The 16,255-nt window shown below is 60.2% G+C and carries 18 protein-coding genes and 1 tRNA gene; 8 read left to right on the plus strand and 11 right to left on the minus strand.

Annotation, left to right across the window (positions count from 1 at the left end):
* Positions 1–79 precede the first annotated feature (79 nt).
* The 4 genes from VMH34_06000 to rpe are packed head-to-tail and all read right to left on the minus strand — an operon-like array spanning position 80 to position 5,002.
* Positions 80–2,104 (minus strand): AsmA family protein, encoded by a 2,025-nt coding sequence (locus tag VMH34_06000; protein HTT08325.1) that lies wholly within the window; start codon positions 2,102–2,104, stop codon positions 80–82.
* Positions 2,105–2,163: 59 nt separating this feature from the next.
* Positions 2,164–3,648 (minus strand): anthranilate synthase component I, encoded by a 1,485-nt coding sequence (gene trpE, locus VMH34_06005; protein ID HTT08326.1) that lies wholly within the window; start codon positions 3,646–3,648, stop codon positions 2,164–2,166.
* Positions 3,649–3,659: 11 nt separating this feature from the next.
* Entirely contained in the window at positions 3,660–4,331 is a 672-nt protein-coding gene (locus VMH34_06010) for a phosphoglycolate phosphatase (GenBank protein ID HTT08327.1), read from the minus strand.
* Positions 4,328–5,002: a ribulose-phosphate 3-epimerase gene (rpe, locus tag VMH34_06015; protein ID HTT08328.1), complete on the minus strand. Its 675-nt coding sequence runs from the start codon at positions 5,000–5,002 to the stop codon at positions 4,328–4,330. Before rpe ends, VMH34_06010 begins: the two co-directional genes overlap by 4 nt.
* Positions 5,003–5,132: 130 nt before the next feature.
* On the opposite strand from rpe, the gene VMH34_06020 reads away from it, so the two are divergent.
* The 3 genes from VMH34_06020 (at position 5,133) to VMH34_06030 (ending at position 7,331) form a co-directional block, all read left to right on the plus strand.
* On the plus strand, positions 5,133–5,591 hold the full coding sequence (locus VMH34_06020) for a CopD family protein (protein HTT08329.1): 459 nt from the start codon (positions 5,133–5,135) through the stop codon (positions 5,589–5,591).
* Between the two features lie 174 nt (positions 5,592–5,765).
* Positions 5,766–6,506 carry a prepilin-type N-terminal cleavage/methylation domain-containing protein gene (locus tag VMH34_06025; GenBank protein ID HTT08330.1) on the plus strand — a complete coding sequence of 247 codons (741 nt, stop codon included), beginning with the start codon at positions 5,766–5,768 and terminating at the stop codon, positions 6,504–6,506.
* Positions 6,507–6,617: 111 nt separating this feature from the next.
* Positions 6,618–7,331: an ABC transporter ATP-binding protein gene (locus VMH34_06030; protein ID HTT08331.1), complete on the plus strand. Its 714-nt coding sequence runs from the start codon at positions 6,618–6,620 to the stop codon at positions 7,329–7,331.
* Positions 7,332–7,338: 7 nt separating this feature from the next.
* On the opposite strand, the gene VMH34_06035 is transcribed toward VMH34_06030, so the two are convergent.
* A complete protein-coding gene (locus tag VMH34_06035; GenBank protein HTT08332.1) occupies positions 7,339–7,758 on the minus strand; it encodes an OsmC family protein in 420 nt (139 codons plus the stop codon).
* A gap of 122 nt (positions 7,759–7,880) precedes the next feature.
* On the opposite strand from VMH34_06035, the gene crp reads away from it, so the two are divergent.
* From crp to VMH34_06050, 3 genes are all read left to right on the plus strand, one after another.
* Positions 7,881–8,519, plus strand: coding sequence for a cAMP-activated global transcriptional regulator CRP (crp, locus tag VMH34_06040; GenBank protein HTT08333.1), 639 nt, complete (start codon positions 7,881–7,883; stop codon positions 8,517–8,519).
* A 57-nt stretch (positions 8,520–8,576) separates the two neighbouring features.
* Positions 8,577–8,653 (plus strand) — tRNA-Met (locus VMH34_06045).
* Positions 8,654–8,807: 154 nt separating this feature from the next.
* Positions 8,808–9,455 (plus strand): ferritin family protein, encoded by a 648-nt coding sequence (locus tag VMH34_06050; protein ID HTT08334.1) that lies wholly within the window; start codon positions 8,808–8,810, stop codon positions 9,453–9,455.
* Positions 9,456–9,479: 24 nt separating this feature from the next.
* On the opposite strand, the gene VMH34_06055 is transcribed toward VMH34_06050, so the two are convergent.
* The 3 genes from VMH34_06055 to VMH34_06065 form a co-directional block, all read right to left on the minus strand.
* Complete coding sequence (locus VMH34_06055; GenBank protein HTT08335.1) at positions 9,480–10,526, minus strand: glycosyltransferase family 1 protein; 1,047 nt, start codon at positions 10,524–10,526, stop codon at positions 9,480–9,482.
* Positions 10,523–11,356, minus strand: a complete 834-nt coding sequence (locus VMH34_06060; GenBank protein ID HTT08336.1) for a UDP-2,3-diacylglucosamine diphosphatase — start codon at positions 11,354–11,356, stop codon at positions 10,523–10,525. The genes VMH34_06055 and VMH34_06060 overlap by 4 nt, the downstream gene beginning before the upstream one ends.
* 114 nt (positions 11,357–11,470) lie before the next feature.
* Positions 11,471–11,920 carry a diacylglycerol kinase gene (locus VMH34_06065; protein ID HTT08337.1) on the minus strand — a complete coding sequence of 150 codons (450 nt, stop codon included), beginning with the start codon at positions 11,918–11,920 and terminating at the stop codon, positions 11,471–11,473.
* A gap of 134 nt (positions 11,921–12,054) precedes the next feature.
* On the opposite strand from VMH34_06065, the gene VMH34_06070 reads away from it, so the two are divergent.
* On the plus strand, positions 12,055–13,167 hold the full coding sequence (locus VMH34_06070) for a glycosyltransferase family 1 protein (protein HTT08338.1): 1,113 nt from the start codon (positions 12,055–12,057) through the stop codon (positions 13,165–13,167).
* Between the two features lie 48 nt (positions 13,168–13,215).
* Here the strand turns inward: VMH34_06070 and rimK are convergent, their stop codons facing one another.
* The 3 genes from rimK to VMH34_06085 form a co-directional block, all read right to left on the minus strand.
* Complete coding sequence (rimK, locus tag VMH34_06075) at positions 13,216–14,121, minus strand: 30S ribosomal protein S6--L-glutamate ligase (GenBank protein ID HTT08339.1); 906 nt, start codon at positions 14,119–14,121, stop codon at positions 13,216–13,218.
* On the minus strand, positions 14,118–14,579 hold the full coding sequence (locus VMH34_06080) for a RimK/LysX family protein (protein HTT08340.1): 462 nt from the start codon (positions 14,577–14,579) through the stop codon (positions 14,118–14,120). The genes rimK and VMH34_06080 overlap by 4 nt, the downstream gene beginning before the upstream one ends.
* Before the next feature lie 62 nt (positions 14,580–14,641).
* The gene (locus VMH34_06085) at positions 14,642–15,418 is read right to left on the minus strand and encodes an SDR family oxidoreductase (protein ID HTT08341.1); all 777 of its coding nucleotides are present in this window, start codon (positions 15,416–15,418) and stop codon (positions 14,642–14,644) included.
* 251 nt (positions 15,419–15,669) lie between these two features.
* On the opposite strand from VMH34_06085, the gene VMH34_06090 reads away from it, so the two are divergent.
* Positions 15,670–15,879: a cold-shock protein gene (locus VMH34_06090; protein HTT08342.1), complete on the plus strand. Its 210-nt coding sequence runs from the start codon at positions 15,670–15,672 to the stop codon at positions 15,877–15,879.
* The last annotated feature ends 376 nt before the right edge of the window (positions 15,880–16,255 follow it).

The raw sequence follows: 16,255 nt of genomic DNA on the forward strand, positions 1-16,255 counted from the left end.
GTCACGGGAAGCCGGCATTGTCGCCGGAAATCGCAACCAACGGAATCCCCGCATCGCGGGAAACGGCCAACAGCCTGCATTATTTGCCGAAGATGCTCTTGAACACGCCCTGCACGGCGTCGGTGGCGCTTTTTGCCGCTTCCTTGGTGGTGTCCGTGGTTTTCTCCATGACCGATTTCTGCTTTTGCGCCGATCTGAGCGGCTGGGTGCCGGCGGCGATGGCGCAGACATCGTCATCAGAACTTGCCCGGTCAAACAGCCCCTCGGCCAGCAACGTCAGTCCGCCGGTGGCCACTGCCGCCCCGACCTTGAGTCCGGCCTCGGCTGCGCCGCCGGCGTCGGTGGCCGGGTGCGGATTGGAGAGCGTGCCGCCCAGACGTACGAAGTCGCCGAGTGCGGCAATGTTGAGCCCGACACCGGTGCGCGGCTTGGGTTTGGCGCCGATATCGATGCGCTCGGTCTTGAGGTCCACCGTGCCGCCGCCCAGAATGCTGAGTTTGTCCGTGCGCACGCCGAGTCCAGTGGGGCCGCTGGCGACACCGTTTTTGATGCCGAAATTCACGACCGCGCATTCGATATTGGTGTAAGGATCGGATTTGGCCAGCGGGTTAAGCAGACGCAGACTGTCGAGCAGTAGATCCGTGCTGGCGAGATTGTTCGGCATGCGGCCTGCGCCGGCATGCACCAGCAGTTTGCCATTGCCATCACCCATGATTTCCGCTGCGGAAGCGCCATTGCCATGCAGGTCGAAAGTGAAATCAGTCGGTGCATTCTCCAGATGCTTGCCGGCCAGTTGCGGCAGCTGGCCGGGCAGGATGCCTTTGCCATGCAACTCGATATTGATCTTCGGTTTGGCGGCGGTGGCATCAGCCGATAACGTGCCATCCACCCTTCCGCCGGCCAGTCCGGCATCGAATGGGTCGAGCGTTAGCCGTCCGTTCGTCAAGGCCAAGGTGACGGCGACTTTGTCGAAAACCATCTTGTGTGTTTTTAAGACACCTACACGCAGCACGCCTTTGGCGTCCGCAACGCGCAAAGATGGAAACGGCAGCGGATTGGTGGAGAACATGCGCTCGCTTTTCTTTTCCTTTTCGGGGGACGGCAGAATTTCCGCCAGATCGATGAGGTTGGAATTGAATTCACCGCCGACGATTGGGCGTGGCCCAGTGGGATCGACCTGCAGATGCCCCGCCAGATCAGAATTCCCCACTTTCACGGTCAGGCTGGGAATGGAGTATCCCTGGCCCGTCTTTTTCTGCAGCGGGATTATCGAAGCCGAAACGGAAACCGGAGACAACGGCGGCAATTTGCGGCCGGCAAGATCGCCCAATGCAGCCAGTGTTTCGGCATTGAGCGAGATTTCCGCCCTGATGCCCTCGCCGGAGACGGGTCTTTCGGCCTCGCCGCGCAACGCGGCCTTCACCGCCTTGAGCCGGCCTTTCAAATCGAAGGGCCAGCGCTGGTTTTCGCGCAAGGCCTCCCATGAACCCACCGTACCCGACAGCGAAAGCGGGAGACCCCGGTAAGCACCATCGAAGTCCAGCGTGATTGGCGCTCCCGCCGAGGTGCTTTCCAGACGCAGGGATTTGATATCAAGCGACTGGCCTGCCGCCGCCTTCGCCTCATGGTATTGAAGCGTCGATTTCTCGACGCGGATCTGCCGCACCGCCAACGCGAATGGCAGAGGCGCCGCAGTATTCGCGGCGGTCGGCTTTTGATCGCCGATCACCCAGTTGCCTTCGCCTTTTTCGTTTGTTTCCAGCCACAGTTTCGCGCCCGACAATTCCAGGCGCTTGATCTCCAAATGTCCTCGCAGCAGCGGCAGCAGCGCGGCCTGCGCTTCCACTCGATCAATGACGGCGAGGTCCCCGTGCCTGCTCCACGCGGCATTGCCAAATCTGATGCCTTCCACCACCACTGTCGGCACCAGCGAAGGCGCGAACCGGATATCGCCGGTGATGCCGAAGCTGCGTCCGGTTTGCTTGGCGATCAGCGCCACCAGTTCGCCCTTGTAGCGATTGACATCGAAACGCCTCAACAGGCCGGCGCCAATACTGACGGCCAGCAGGCAGAACAACGTAAGAATCAGCAACACCCGTTTCATGGTGCTTTAACCGGAAAATAACCACTGACTTCAATTGTAGCCGCGAACCGGCGGTTTGATTACCCGGAAGTGTCGAGTCCGGCGGCGGCGAGCGTGACGGCCCGGAACATGGCGCGCGCCTTGTTCAAGGTCTCCTCCCACTCCGTGGCCGGAACGGAATCGGCGACGATGCCGCCGCCGGCCTGGATATGCAGCATGCCCCCCTTGATGACGGCGGTGCGGATGGCGATCGCCGTATCCATATTGCCGCTGAAGGCCAGATAACCCACGGCGCCCGCGTATACCCCGCGCTTGACCGGCTCCAACTCATCGATGATTTCCATGGCCCGGATCTTGGGCGCGCCGCTGACCGTGCCGGCCGGAAACGTGGCGCGCAAAACATCGATGGCGTTCAGGCCCGGCTTTAATTTACCAAGTACGTTGGAAACGATGTGCATGACATGCGAATAGCGTTCGATCACCATTTTTTCCGTCACGCGCACGGTGCCGATCCCGGCGACGCGGCCCACATCGTTGCGGCCCAAGTCAATCAGCATCAGGTGCTCGGCGATCTCCTTGGGATCCGACAACAAATCCTTTTCCAGCGCCAGATCCTCCGCCTCGGTCTTCCCGCGCGGGCGGGTGCCGGCGATGGGCCGCACGGTGATCATGCCCTCCTCCAGCCGTACCAGAATTTCCGGCGAGGAACCGACAACGTGAAAATCGCCGAGGTTGAAGAAGAACATGTAGGGCGACGGGTTCAGGCTGCGGAGCGCACGGTAGAGATCGAGCGGCGGCGCGGCAAAGGGGATCGACATGCGCTGCGACGGCACAACCTGCATCACGTCGCCGTCAATGATGTATTGCTTGATCCGTTCGACGGCCGCCATGTAGCCCTCGCGCGTGAACGAAGAGCGGAAATCCGCCTCAGTCACCTGCATGGCGCCTTCATGGCGGGGAACTCGAGGGTTGCCCTCCCGCAATTTCTTGATTAGATCATCCAGTCGTTGTTCCGCGGCCTGCAATGCGCTGTCGCTTTCTGCGTCGACGTGCACCACCAGATGCAATTTGCCCTTGAGGTTGTCCACAATCAGCACTTCATCGGAGAGCATGAGCAGAATGTCCGGCACTTCCAGCGGATCGGGATTGGGACAGGTGCGCAGGCGCGGTTCGATGTAGCGCACGCAATCGTAGCCGAAATAACCGACCAGGCCGCCGCTGAAGCGCGGCAATCCCGGCAACGAAGGAACACGATGGCGTTGATGGTACGACTCTATCCAGGCCAGCGGATCGGCCGCGCTGGCGCGCTCCACCTCCCGTCCGTCCTGGGTAACTGCGATATCTTCGCCGCGCACGCGGATGACAGTGCGCGCCGGCAGACCGATGAACGAGTAGCGGCCCCATTTCTCGCCGCCCTGCACCGATTCGAACAGATAGGAATGCGGACCGTCCGCCAGCTTGAGATACGCCGAAAGCGGCGTGTCCATGTCAGCCAGCACCTCCCGCGTCACCGGGATGCGGTTGTAACCCTGGCGCCGGAGCGCGTTGAACTGGGCGGCGTCCATGAAACGGGCGTCTAGAGGTGCGCGGATAAATCCGCCAGTGTCGGGATCACGGCATCCGGTTTTTCCACGCTGATGTCGTTGCCATGATTGTAGCCATAACTGACGCAAACAATGCGAAAACCGGCCGCCCGCGCGGCCTGGATGTCATTGATGGAATCCCCCACCATGACGCTGTGCGCAGGTCTGGCGCCGCATTTGTCCGCGCAATGCAAAAGCGGCAGTGGATCGGGTTTCCGTCGCGCCAGCGTGTCGCCGCTCACCACAATCTCAAACTCACCGCGGATGCCGAGCGAGCGCAGCAGCGGCTCGGTGAAGCGGGCCGCCTTGTTGGTGACGCAGCCCACCGGGCAGCCGAGGCTGCGCGCGTAACGCAACCCCTCCAGCGCACCGGGATAAAGACGGCTCAGTTCATCGGTGTGCTCGCCATACAATTCCAAAAAGCGGGCATGGGCGCGTTGATATTCCGCGGTATCATCGGGTTCCGCGTCCATCGCACGGGTGAGTGCGCGCTTGATGAGCCGCTCGGCGCCGTTGCCCACCCACATCCGCACCTGGGTTTCCCCGGCCGGCGCACGGCCCAATTCGCCGAGCATTTGATCAATGCAATAGGCGATGTCCGGCACACTGTCGACCAGCGTGCCGTCCAGATCGAATAACACCAGCTCGGGCACGCCGTTGTTCATGCCGGCACCTTCGCAAGTTCGGCGCGCATGGCCGCAATGGTCGCCGCATAGTCCGGGCTGCCAAAGATGGCCGAACCGGCGACAAAGGTATCCGCGCCGGCCTCCGCGATGGCGCGAATATTGTCGACCTTGACCCCGCCGTCGATCTCGAGACGGATGGCGCGCCCGCTGCTGCGGATGAGTCTGCGGGCGGCGCGCAATTTGTCCAGCGCCGCAGGGATGAACGATTGGCCGCCGAAACCGGGATTCACCGACATGATCAACACCATGTCCAGCTTGTCTAGCACATGATCAAGCGCGTTGAGCGGCGTGGCGGGGTTCAACACCAGGCCCGGTTTGCAGCCCGCGTCGCGGATCAGTTGCAACGAGCGATCCACATGATCGCTCGCCTCCGGATGAAAGGTGATATAGGTGGCGCCGGCCCTGGCGAAATCGCCGATCAGCCTATCCACCGGCCGCACCATCAGATGCACGTCGACGGGCGCGGTGACGCCGTGTTTACGCAGCGCCTCGCAGACCACCGGTCCGAAACTCAAGTTCGGGACATAGTGATTGTCCATCACGTCGAAATGGATGAAGTCGGCCCCTCCCTTGAGCACGCGCGCGACCTCCTCGCCCAGACGGGCAAAGTCGGCGGACAGGATGGATGGCGCGATAACGTACGGATTCATAAGCCATATGCCCTTGCAAGGGGCGCCACTTTACCCGATTGGCGGCCGCATTTCAGCCTTGGGTGTCAGCGATGTAAAAATCACGCGGCGTTGGTTGTGAGATACTTTCACCGGATCATTACAGCCCGCCATGTTTTTCGCACTCAGCCTGCATATCCTGGCCGCCATCGTCTGGGTGGGCGGAATGTTCTTCGCCTACGTCTGTCTGCGGCCGGCGGCGGTGACATTGCTGGAGCCGTCGCTCCGCCTGCGATTGTGGATTGCCGTCTTCCGGCGTTTCTTCCTGTTTGTTTGGCTGGCGGTGGTGCTGCTCCCGGTAACCGGGATGTACATGGCCGATCGCCTGTACAGCGATATCGCCTCAGCCCCGGCGGCGATAGTGCTGATGGCCGGCATCGGCACCCTCATGATCCTGCTCTATTGGCACGCCTTCTTCGCGCCCTACCGCCGGTTGCGGCGATGCGTCGCGTTGGGCGATTTCAAGGAGGGGGGGCGACAACTTGCCCGTATCCGCCGCATCATCGGCGTCAACACCCTGTTGGGCGCCTTGGTGGTGCTGATGGCCGTGGCCGGGCAAATCATGAATTAACCGCCGGGCTTTATTGTCAAAAACCTGACGATCTTGTCGGTAATGCCAACAATAACAATAAATGTGCTTGAGGGTATAATCAATAAATGATATATTAAACAATCAGTTATATTTATGGCATGACCAATGCTTATCCCTAGACAGGCAACAACTCAACCATGAGGTTTTAAGTTTATGAATACTGCTTTCAACAAACAACGCGGTTTTACCTTGGTGGAAATCGCCATCGTACTGGTCATCATCGGCCTGCTGCTGGGCGGTATATTGAAAGGCCAGGAGCTGATCACCAGCGCCCGCGTACGCAACATCGCCGACCAGAACTCCGGCGTCCAGGCCGCCTATTACGGGTTCATCGACCGCTACCGCCAGGTGCCGGGCGACATGACCGGTTCCGGCGCTAATTCAGTTTGCAATGTGGTCAGTGCCAATGCAGCTGGTTGTTCCGGTGGCACCACGACGATCGCGGGCGATGCCAACGGTCAACTCAAGCCCAATGATTGGGGTGAAGGTTCGGCGTTATGGGCACATCTGTCCGCCGCCAATTTCATCCAGGGTGCCTATGTAGGCGGCGCCACGGACGCCACCAGCTACTCACAGGACAATGTCGCACCGAAAAATGCCTTCAATGGTTACATCATGCTGACTCAATCTGCGGATTATGTAGGTGGAACCCCCACCACCCGTCTGCTGATGGTGGTGGGCCATCTGATTCCGGCCAACGTCATGAGTGAATTGGACCGCAAGATAGATGACGGCCTTCCGTTGACCGGTGTACTGCGCGCGACCCCGAATTCGGGTAACGCGCTGGGCAGCGTGTCGACAATTTCCGCCAACTGCACCACCACTTCCGGCACGACCACGATTTGGGACATCAACACCAACGACCAGGACTGCGGCGGGGCTTATCTGTACTGATGTTTTGATATTTTGATGTTTTTGGTTGCGACTCCTCCAACTTAAGCCCGCCTCTGGCGGGCTTTTTGTTTGCGGTCATTCGACCTCGCCTTGACCTGCTAAACTTGCGCCATGCCGCACGCACTCCGTTTTCATGCCGTCCGCAAAAACTATGGGCGGTTAAGCGTGTTGCGAGGCATCGACCTCGAAATCCCCGCCGGGGAGTTTTGCGGATTGGTGGGCGTCAACGGTGCCGGCAAGACCACGCTCATCAAGAGCCTCCTCGACCTCTGCGCCATCGACGGCGGGCGCATCGAAATCTTCGGGACCACGCATAAGGAGACCGCCGCGCGCGCGCATCTGGCCTATCTGCCGGAGCGTTTTCTGCCACCACACTACACCACCGGCCGGGATTTCATGGAACTCATGCGCACGCTGCACGCGGCGACTTACACCGCCCCGCAGTGCGAGGCGGTGCTGGCGGCGCTGGATTTCGATCCCGGCGCGCTCGCCAAGCCGGTACGCGCATTGTCCAAGGGCATGGCGCAAAAACTGGGATTGGCGGCCACCCTGCTGTCTGGAAAACCATTGTTTGTCCTCGACGAGCCGATGAGCGGACTGGACCCCAAGGCCCGCGCCCTGCTCAAGCAATACCTGTTGGGCTTGCGCGGGCGGCAGCAGACCTTGTTTTTCAGCACTCATTTGTTAAGCGACGTGGAGGCACTCTGTGATCGCGTCGCCATCCTCCATGGAGGAGAATTGCGCTTCACGGGCCGGCCGGCGGAATGTTGCGCCCAATTCGCGGCGCCGACCTTGGAACAGGCGTATCTGCGGTGCGTGGAGTGATTCGCGGTTATGGCGCTTCTTCGATCACGAAGTCGTGGGTGATGGCCGCGGTCTTGCCCAGCATGATGGAAGCCGAGCAGTATTTTTCCGCGGACAGTTCCACGGCGCGTCTGACCTGGGATTCAGCAATCTGCCTGCCCCGGATGATGAAATGCACATGAATGCGGGTGAAGACCTGCGGCGGGGATTCGGCACGCTCGGCATCGAGTTCGACCTGGCAGTCCCGTACGTCCTGGCGCGCCTTCTTCAGGATATGCACGACATCGTAGGCGGTGCAGCTACCCATACCGAGTAGTACCATCTCCATCGGTCGTGGGCCCAGATTCCGACCGCCGCCTTCCGGTGGTCCATCGATGATCACGGCATGCCCGCTGGCCGATTCGGCCACGAACATGGCCCCATCCACCCATTTCACGGCGCCTTTCATCTGCCCCCCTTAATTCAAGGATCGAACGCCTTTGAATTATCGCACATCGACAATCAACAGCGGCTTCACTAGACTAGGCACTTATCCGCCCCCAAATGACCTGTTGGGAACGGGGACAAGTGATGCCGGATCCGCGCCTGCCCGTGAAGGGCAATGAAACCATTCGCCGCTTCCTCGAACATTGCCAGAGGAAGATGTATCCCGCCAAAAGCACCATCATTCGGCAGGGCGACCCCTCGAGTGAGTTGTACTACATCGTCAGCGGCTCGGTGACGGTTTTGCTGGAGGACAAGAACGGCCATGAAATCGTTCTGGCCTACTTGAACGCCGGTGATTTCTTCGGCGAGATCGGCCTCTTTAACGAGAACGTCGGCCGCACCGCCTTCGTGCGCGCGCGTGGCGCCAGTGACATCGCCAGCATAAGCTACGACGCCATCAAGGCGCTCACCTCACTTATGCCGGATTTGATTTTCGTCATTGCCTCGCAACTGGCGTTGCGTCTGCGCCGCACCAATACCAAGGTCGGCGATCTGGCGTTTCATGATGTCGCCGGCCGCATCGCGCGCACACTGCTGGACCTGTGCAAGGAACCCGACGCCATGACCCATCCCGACGGCATGCAGATCCGCATTACCCGCCAGGAACTGGGGCGCATCGTTGGCTGTTCGCGCGAGATGGTCGGGCGCGTGCTCAAATCGCTGGAAGAACAGCATCTGCTGACGGCCCACGGCAAGACCATCGTGGTCTTCGGGGTGCGATGACGGCGCCCGCCATTGACAAGGCGGGGATGACTCCGGACAATCGCGCCCTCCCGCGATGGCTACGTAGCTCAGCCGGTTAGAGCGCGGCACTCATAATGCTGAGGTCGGTGGTTCGAGTCCACCCGTAGCCACCAACAATCCATCCGCCGTTTCCAACCCGCACCACCGGGCGAGAGTTCTTGGATTCCAATGGAGTCGCACTTGCGGGATGATTCACCATCACCTGAGAGCCTCATGGTACGAAGATACCCCATGCCATCTGCCCGGAAACATTGGTCACGCCGGTGCGTGCTGAAAAACGCGTTGCTGGCGTTACTGCCGTGGAAATTGTTTATCGACCCACGGATGGTGGCGGCCGGTGCGTACCCCGAAACCACCGCCGCACTGGAGACTGCATATCAGAGAGAGGTGAATGCACAGCAAATGTATTTGTCGTTCAGCCACAAGGCAAAGGCGGACGGTTATGATGGCGTGTCGTATCTGTTCTTTGCCCTTGCCGCCTCGGAGCAGATTCACGGGCGCAACTTCCAGAGGATCCTCGAAAGCCTCGGTACGAGACCGCAATATTCCCCCGCTCCGGTAACACCCTTGAGTACGAAGGAGAACCTGATTGTCGCGGCCAATGACGAAATCGACACCATCGACAACCTGTATCCTCAAACCCTCAAGCGTATCGAACCTGAAGGCCATCCGGAGGCGGTTGCTTACGTCACTTATGCGTGGCAATCCGAGAAACAGCATCGCGACATGATTGAGAAAGTGCAGGCCTATTCCGAAGATTTTTTCGACAAGGTGGTGCAAACCATCAATGAATTCACCAGCCGCTATTTCATCTGCCAGAATTGCGGTTCCACGCTCAAGGACCTCCCGTCCGGGAACTGCCCCATTTGTGACCAGCCATCAGGCAGCTATCGGAAAATCGACCGCCCCGCGTGAGGCGGGCACCAACCGGCTGCCCCATCAGGCCGTTTGCATGGATACCGGATTGGCGGCCGATGTTTGATCGCCGGATTTGATGGGCGCGAGGTAGGATTCGAACTGCCGCGCGGAATTATCCCACGAGAAACCTTCGGCATATCGCCGGGCGTGATGACGGGATATTTCGAGCGCACGCAGGCACGCCGACTGTAAATTCCAATCAAGCAACCCCACGGGGCTGCTGCCGATGACATCGATGGGGCCAGCGACGGGAAAAGCCGCCACCGGCGTCCCGCAGGCCAGGGCCTCGAGCAACACGAGTCCGAAGGTGTCGGTCAGGCTGGGAAAGACAAACGCATCGGCGGCTTGGTAAAAGCGAACCAACTTTTCCACCGGTTGGATCCCGGCAAAATTGACCTGGGGATATGCGCGCTCCAGTTTGGCGCGCAGCGGGCCCTCCCCCACCACCCATTTCGATCCCGGCAGGTTCAGTTTCAGAAACGCCTCGATGTTCTTCTCCACCGCCACCCGGCCCACGTAGAGAAAGATCGGCCGCGCGGTGTTGAGAAAATCGCGGTCTCCCGGCGTGAAGATTTCGGTGTCCACGCCGTGGCTCCAGGGGACGGTATTGGTGAATCCCCACTGCTGCAAATCGCGACGCACTGCCGCCGTCGGCACCATCAGCGCGCGGGAATGCCGGTGGAAGCGGTGCAGCCAGCGGTAGGTGATCGCCAAAGGCAACCGAATACGGGCATGCACATATTCCGGGAAACGCGTGTGGTAGGCCGTGGTGAACGGCAGTCGCCGCCGCAAGCAATAGCGGCGGGCGGCCAAACCCAGCGGTCCTTCGGTGGCGATGTGCAGGGCGTCCGGCGCCGACGATTCAATGCGCGCCACAACCTGGCGGTATGGCAGGACGCTCAAGCGGATTTCCGGATAAGTCGGGCAGGGCAGCGACTTGAATCCGGCCGGGGACAGGAATTCCACCGCGTGTCCGCGCCGGTGCATGGCCTCTCCGATCGTGCGCAGGACGGTCACCACGCCGTTGACCTGCGGCGACCAGGCGTCGGTGACGATTAAGATCTTCAGGCGGGGGCTCCTGCTTCGTGAGAAGCATACGAGATTTCCCGCGGCATGCCGCGCAATTGTTGCCACTCGATAAGCCGCAGTTCGCCGTCCAGGGTCTCGGCCAGGGCGGAAAGGCTTTCCACCCAATCGCCATCGTTGCAATACAGCACGCCGTCGATGGATTTGATGACCGGTTTGTGGATGTGTCCGCAGACCACGCCTTGGAAGCCGCGCCGGCGCGCATCATTGGCAACGGCGGTCTCGAAATCGGTGATGAAATTCACCGCGTTTTTGGTTTTGTGTTTCAAGTACTGGGACAACGACCAATAGGTCATCCCAAGCCGGGCGCGGATGTGATTGAACCACTGGTTGAGTTTGAGGATCAGCGTGTAGAGGTGATCGCCCAGCAACGCCAGCCAGCGGGCCCGTTGCACCACGCCGTCGTACAGGTCTCCGTGCGTGACGAGCAGCCGGCGGCCATCGGCGAGCGTGTGGACAGCCTCCTCCGCTATTTCGATGTCGCCGAAGCGATAGCCGAGAAACTGTCGCGCCGCCTCGTCGTGATTGCCGGGGATATAGACAACCCGGGTGCCCTTGCGCGCCTTGCGCAAAATTTTCTGGATGACGTCGTTATGGGCCTGGGCCCAGAACCAGCGGCGTTTTAGCTGCCAACCGTCGACGATGTCGCCGACCAGATACAGAAAATCGGATTCGTTGTAACGCAGAAAATCCAGAAGATATTTGGCCTGGCAACCCGGCGTGCCTAGATGGAGGTCGGAGATCCAGATTGCACGATAATGCTGTGGACGGAAAATCAGGAATTCCGCGGTGTCCAGCACAGGCGTCCTCACATTTTGGCCGCTGGCATTGGGACATAATCACATGACAGTAATATTGCGGTTTTGAGACATTTTGAATACGGATATTCACTAAGCGCCGTCGGCGCCGTTACGGCATTCTTCGCTTCACAAGAATTTCAGCAACCGTAGAACCGACTCGGGGGGGAACCACAATTTCGCGAGAACCACCGACCAGACCATGATGCAGAGCACCAAGGACAGCAGCACGGCGGCGCTACCCATATCCTTGGCCCGTCCCGCGAGTTCATGCAAATCCCTGGAGACACGGTCGGTGACGGCCTCGACGGCTGAATTGAGCAATTCCACAATCAGCACGATGAGCAGGCTGACGATCAGCGCCAGCCGTTCGTAGGGACTGATTGGCAAAACGCAGGCCAGCACGGTGAGGCAGGCTGCCAGCCAGCACTCTTGCCGGAACGCCTCTTCGTGACGATACGCCGCCAACAAACCCAGCCGTGAGTATCCCAAGGCATCGCGTAAACGCCGCCAGCCTTTGATCTGACCCTTGGCGGGCGCGCCAGTGATCGCGTTCGTGCCGTCTTCATGTATTGTCATGAAAGTGACTTTTTATGTTCATGTGTTTGCCATTAAACATGGAATATAGTCTGCGCCGCTCGGCGAGGGATTTCGCATGATTGCTCCCCAGCTTGATTAAGTTATCACATGACCACGCGTTTGTTCGACGCGCCATGACCAAACCGGAAATTTTTACGGCGGTGCCAGAGAGTTATACCAAATCAGCTTTCGTTAGACGTATTGCCATTATCACCGATGCCTGGCATCCGCAGGTCAACGGCGTCGTCAACACGCTGATACATACAGGCGCGGAGCTGTGCAAACTGGGGCATCGGGTGCTGTTTGTCACCCCGCAGTCCTTTCACACAGTTCCATGCCCGACCTACCCGTCGATCCGGCTCGCGATTCTGCCCGCCGCGGGCGTTGCCCGCATGCTGCGCGAATTTGCTCCCGAAGCCGTTCATATCGCCACGGAGGGCCCGCTCGGCCACGCGGCCAGGACATTCTGCCTGCGTCAAGGCTGGCGCTTCACCACGTCATTTCACACCCAGTTTCCGGAATACATCCGCGCCCGTGTACCCATACCATTGCAATGGTCGTATGCCTATCTGCGCCGGTTTCACAATGCGGCGGCGGCGACGATGGTCGCCACGCCCTCGATGCTGATGCGTCTTCATCAACGACGATTCCGGCGCGTGGCCCTGTGGTCAAGGGGGGTCGACAGCGACTTATTCAAACCTCGGCCCCTGCCGGATATTGACGGGATCGGGCCCCGTCCCTTGTTGTTGTATGTTGGACGCGTGGCGGTGGAAAAAAACCTTGAGGCATTTCTGCGTCTGGACGTCGTCGGCACCAAGATCATCGTCGGTGATGGACCCGACATCCAACGGTTGCGCGCTACCTATCCGAGCAGCAGCTTTTTGGGCGAGAAGCGCGGCCAGGAACTGGCCGCCACCATGGCGGCGGCAGATGTGTTCGTGTTCCCCAGTCGTACGGATACGTTTGGCCTAGTCATGTTGGAGGCGATGGCCTGCGGCGTGCCAGTAGCGGCCTATCCGGTCACGGGGCCCATCGATGTCGTCCGCGATGGCAAAACCGGCGTGCTGGATGAAGATCTGGCCACCGCGATCGCCGGCGCCCTGAAAATTCCGCGACAGAACTGCGTGGAATATGCACGCAGGCACACCTGGCGCGCCTGCGCGGAACGATTTGTCTCGCTGCTGGTGCCCGTGCGTTCCCGGAAAAGCGTAACGAGTAACGTGGCCCATGGATGCCTGGCGGGTTGATGCGAGGCAATAAAGTGACGCCAAGCGCGGCGGATCTGCATCAACCTGCTAACCCTTGCCGCGGGTGTGGGTACGGTGAGGGCGCGCCTTGTTCTCGATAAACTCAACGATGGCCCCGGCAATGTCTTTCCCCGAGGCCGCTTCGATACCCTCCAATCCGGGTGAGGAATTGACCTCGATCACCAGCGGGCCGTGATTGGAGCGCAGGAGGTCCACGCCGCAGACGTTGAGGCCGATGATTCTGGCGGCGCGCACGGCGATGGCGCGTTCTTCCGGGGTGATGCGGATCAAGGATGCACTGCCGCCGCGGTGCAAGTTGGAACGGAATTCTCCCTCCCTGCCCTGGCGCCGCATGGCGGCGATGACCTTCCCGCCGATGACCAGGCAGCGGATGTCCATGCCCTTCGCTTCGCGGATGTATTCCTGCACCAGGATGTTGGCCTTGATACCCATGAATGCCTCCACCACGCTCTCCGCCGCCTTGGCGGTTTCCGCGAGCATCACGCCCACGCCTTGCGTGCCTTCCAGCAGTTTGATCACGACCGGCGCGTTGCCGACATGGCGGATGAGGTCCTTGATGTCCTCCTGAGAATGGGCGAAACCGGTGACTGGCAACCCGACGCCCCTGCGCGCCAGCAATTGCAGGCAGCGCAGCTTGTCGCGCGAGCGGGTGATGGCCACTGATTCATTAATGCTGAATACGCCCATCATTTCAAACTGTCGCACCACGGCGGCGCCGTAGAATGTAACCGAAGCGCCGATGCGGGGGATGATGGCGTTGAAACCGGTCAGTTCCTGGCTGTGGTAAAAAACGCGTGGGTGATGGGCGGTGATGTCCATGTAACAACGTAGAAAGTCGATGACTCGCACTTTGTGGCCGCGTTGCTTCGCCGCCTCGACCAAGCGGCGCGTGGAATACAGTCTGGGGTTGCGTGACAGGACGGCAATCTTCATGGGATCCTCCGCTTCCCCAACCGCGGCCTGCCCAGCAGATAAGAGGCGGCCGGATCGACCACCAGACGACGATGCATGGCCGTGCGGCCCAGCAACATGCGAAAACGCATGGTGTCGCGATCGGTGATCGTGACCTCGATGCGATGGCGCTGTTCGCACAACTGTACCGTCGTTACGATGACGACGCGCTTTTCGCTGTGGCCGCCGGAGTCGGTCACCCAGCGCTCATCCAGAATATCGGCTTCGCAGATCACGACCCGATCGGCTCGGTGTTGGCTGGGATGCATTTGGAACCGCACGCGGGGCACGCCGCGTTCCACCGTGCGGGCCACGGAAAATGCGTGCAGGGCGGAGGTACGGGCGCCGGTATCCACCTTGGCCTTGATTGCGGGGATGCGCAAATCCGGCAAACCCACCCATTCGCGCCATCCGACCCGAATCATTTTTTCCAGCGGCATGGTTATGCCCCCCCACACCCACCCCCGGTCCGCATGATGAGCGGGCCGGTTTATGACAAGTATCAGGTCAAGAACCGGCCGCCGTCGAGCCGGAGGATCTGGCCGGTGCAATAGCTGGCGTCACGGACCAGAAACAGCACGGCACGGGCGGCGTCCTCCGGTGTGCCCGGCCGGCCCAGCGGCACTCGGGTCATGTAGGCGCGCCGTTCGGCCTCGGTATAGGATTCGGCCCATTCGATCACCCCCGGCGCGATGGCGTTGACAGTCACCCGCGGCGCCAGCTCAATGGCGCAGGACGAGGTGATTTCCATCAAGGCGGCCTTGGAGGCATTGTATGCCAGATAATGTTTCAGCGGTTCACCCATGACGTGAATGTCTATGAAGTTCACCACCCGGCCGGCGCTGTCGGGATCACGGGAGTCGTGGTGTGCCCCCAAAAGCGGTGCGAAGCGCTGGATCAAGCGCAATGGCGCGCGGGCATTTACGGCCTGATTCAGATCATAATCCGCGGCGCCGACCTTTCCCCACGGCGTGGGCGCGAAGCTGCTGGCGTTATTGATGAGCGCATCCAGGCGTTCAAAACCGGCCATCAGCGCCGATGCAATTACGGCGTCGGCGTCAGGCTGCGACAGATCCGCGGCGATCGCGAGCCCGCGCCGGCCCAGTGCTTCGATGCGGGCCACCACTTCCGCCGCCTCTTCCCGGCTGCGCTGGTAGGTGATGGCGACATTCATGCCGGCCTCGGCCAGTTTGAGCGCCACGGCGCGGCCCACGCGCCGGGCGCCACCGGTCACCAGCGCGACTTTGTTCACCACCGACGGAGATTGATTGGCTGTCATACGGAGCGCCGGCGATTATTTCATGCGTGACGCGAGATTATTAACGTGCACCATAACTGATCTCCGGCGGATGCGTCTATTGCGTCACAAAGTGGCCGTGAGAAAATAGTGGCTTCCGTCGCGAGATTAGTCTATGCTTTGTCCCGCTGCAGTGTAAGTCGCAGGATGGTGAAGATGTTCCTCGAAAACCTCTCTATGCTGCCTTCGATCGATCTGCAACACACCCGTTTAATTTTTTGGAGTTAATACGCATGGCAACAGGTACTGTAAAGTGGTTTAATGAAGCAAAGGGGTACGGTTTCATTACTCCGAGTGAAGGTGGTGACGATGTGTTCGTGCACTACTCCGCAATCAAGGGTTCCGGTTTCCGGACCTTGCAGGAAGGTCAGAAAGTAAACTTCGAGGTGCAGCGCGGCCCCAAGGGCTTGCAGGCATCGGCGGTGACGCCAGCGGAAGCCTGATCCCGGCTTTTTTCAGGCATATCCGCCGGGTGCGGAACCGCCTGAAGCAGAGGGTCGATTCGCGCCACCACGCTGATCGGCGATCTCGACATCGCGCGTTGACCTTGGAAATCTCAGCGCGCTTACTGCGCCGTGACCCGCTAGGGGGGGCGTGCTGCTTCCCGTAAGGGGGTTGGGCGATTGACGAATATTGAGGTGCAAGCCGCGGTTCGGCGGGTATTGCCATGCACTGCGCGTGTGGCGTTCATGACCGCACCGGGGTGTTCGCAACGCAATTGACGTCAGGGGAGATTTTACCCACCGACTGCGTCAGTCAGGTGAGCGTGTCGCGGCATAATAATCGTTCAGACTCACGATTGCACCGGCCATCCCCGAT

The sequence above is a fragment of the Gammaproteobacteria bacterium genome (assembly GCA_035501935.1).
Lineage (GTDB): Bacteria > Pseudomonadota > Gammaproteobacteria > JAJPIJ01 > JAJPIJ01 > JAJPIJ01.

What these genes read in the sequence shown, in the direction of transcription:
- VMH34_06065 (HTT08337.1), bottom strand. Translation starts at nt 11,920, where the DNA reads ATGACAATACATGAAGACGGCACGAACGCGATCACTGGCGCGCCCGCC.
- VMH34_06030 (HTT08331.1), top strand. Translation starts at nt 6,618, where the DNA reads ATGCCGCACGCACTCCGTTTTCATGCCGTCCGCAAAAACTATGGGCGG.
- VMH34_06085 (HTT08341.1), bottom strand. Translation starts at nt 15,418, where the DNA reads ATGACAGCCAATCAATCTCCGTCGGTGGTGAACAAAGTCGCGCTGGTG.
- rpe (HTT08328.1), bottom strand. Translation starts at nt 5,002, where the DNA reads ATGAATCCGTACGTTATCGCGCCATCCATCCTGTCCGCCGACTTTGCC.
- trpE (HTT08326.1), bottom strand. Translation starts at nt 3,648, where the DNA reads ATGGACGCCGCCCAGTTCAACGCGCTCCGGCGCCAGGGTTACAACCGC.
- rimK (HTT08339.1), bottom strand. Translation starts at nt 14,121, where the DNA reads ATGAAGATTGCCGTCCTGTCACGCAACCCCAGACTGTATTCCACGCGC.
- VMH34_06035 (HTT08332.1), bottom strand. Translation starts at nt 7,758, where the DNA reads ATGAAAGGCGCCGTGAAATGGGTGGATGGGGCCATGTTCGTGGCCGAA.
- VMH34_06010 (HTT08327.1), bottom strand. Translation starts at nt 4,331, where the DNA reads ATGAACAACGGCGTGCCCGAGCTGGTGTTATTCGATCTGGACGGCACG.
- VMH34_06070 (HTT08338.1), top strand. Translation starts at nt 12,055, where the DNA reads ATGACCAAACCGGAAATTTTTACGGCGGTGCCAGAGAGTTATACCAAA.
- VMH34_06090 (HTT08342.1), top strand. Translation starts at nt 15,670, where the DNA reads ATGGCAACAGGTACTGTAAAGTGGTTTAATGAAGCAAAGGGGTACGGT.
- VMH34_06020 (HTT08329.1), top strand. Translation starts at nt 5,133, where the DNA reads ATGTTTTTCGCACTCAGCCTGCATATCCTGGCCGCCATCGTCTGGGTG.
- VMH34_06080 (HTT08340.1), bottom strand. Translation starts at nt 14,579, where the DNA reads ATGCCGCTGGAAAAAATGATTCGGGTCGGATGGCGCGAATGGGTGGGT.
- VMH34_06000 (HTT08325.1), bottom strand. Translation starts at nt 2,104, where the DNA reads ATGAAACGGGTGTTGCTGATTCTTACGTTGTTCTGCCTGCTGGCCGTC.
- VMH34_06025 (HTT08330.1), top strand. Translation starts at nt 5,766, where the DNA reads ATGAATACTGCTTTCAACAAACAACGCGGTTTTACCTTGGTGGAAATC.
- crp (HTT08333.1), top strand. Translation starts at nt 7,881, where the DNA reads ATGCCGGATCCGCGCCTGCCCGTGAAGGGCAATGAAACCATTCGCCGC.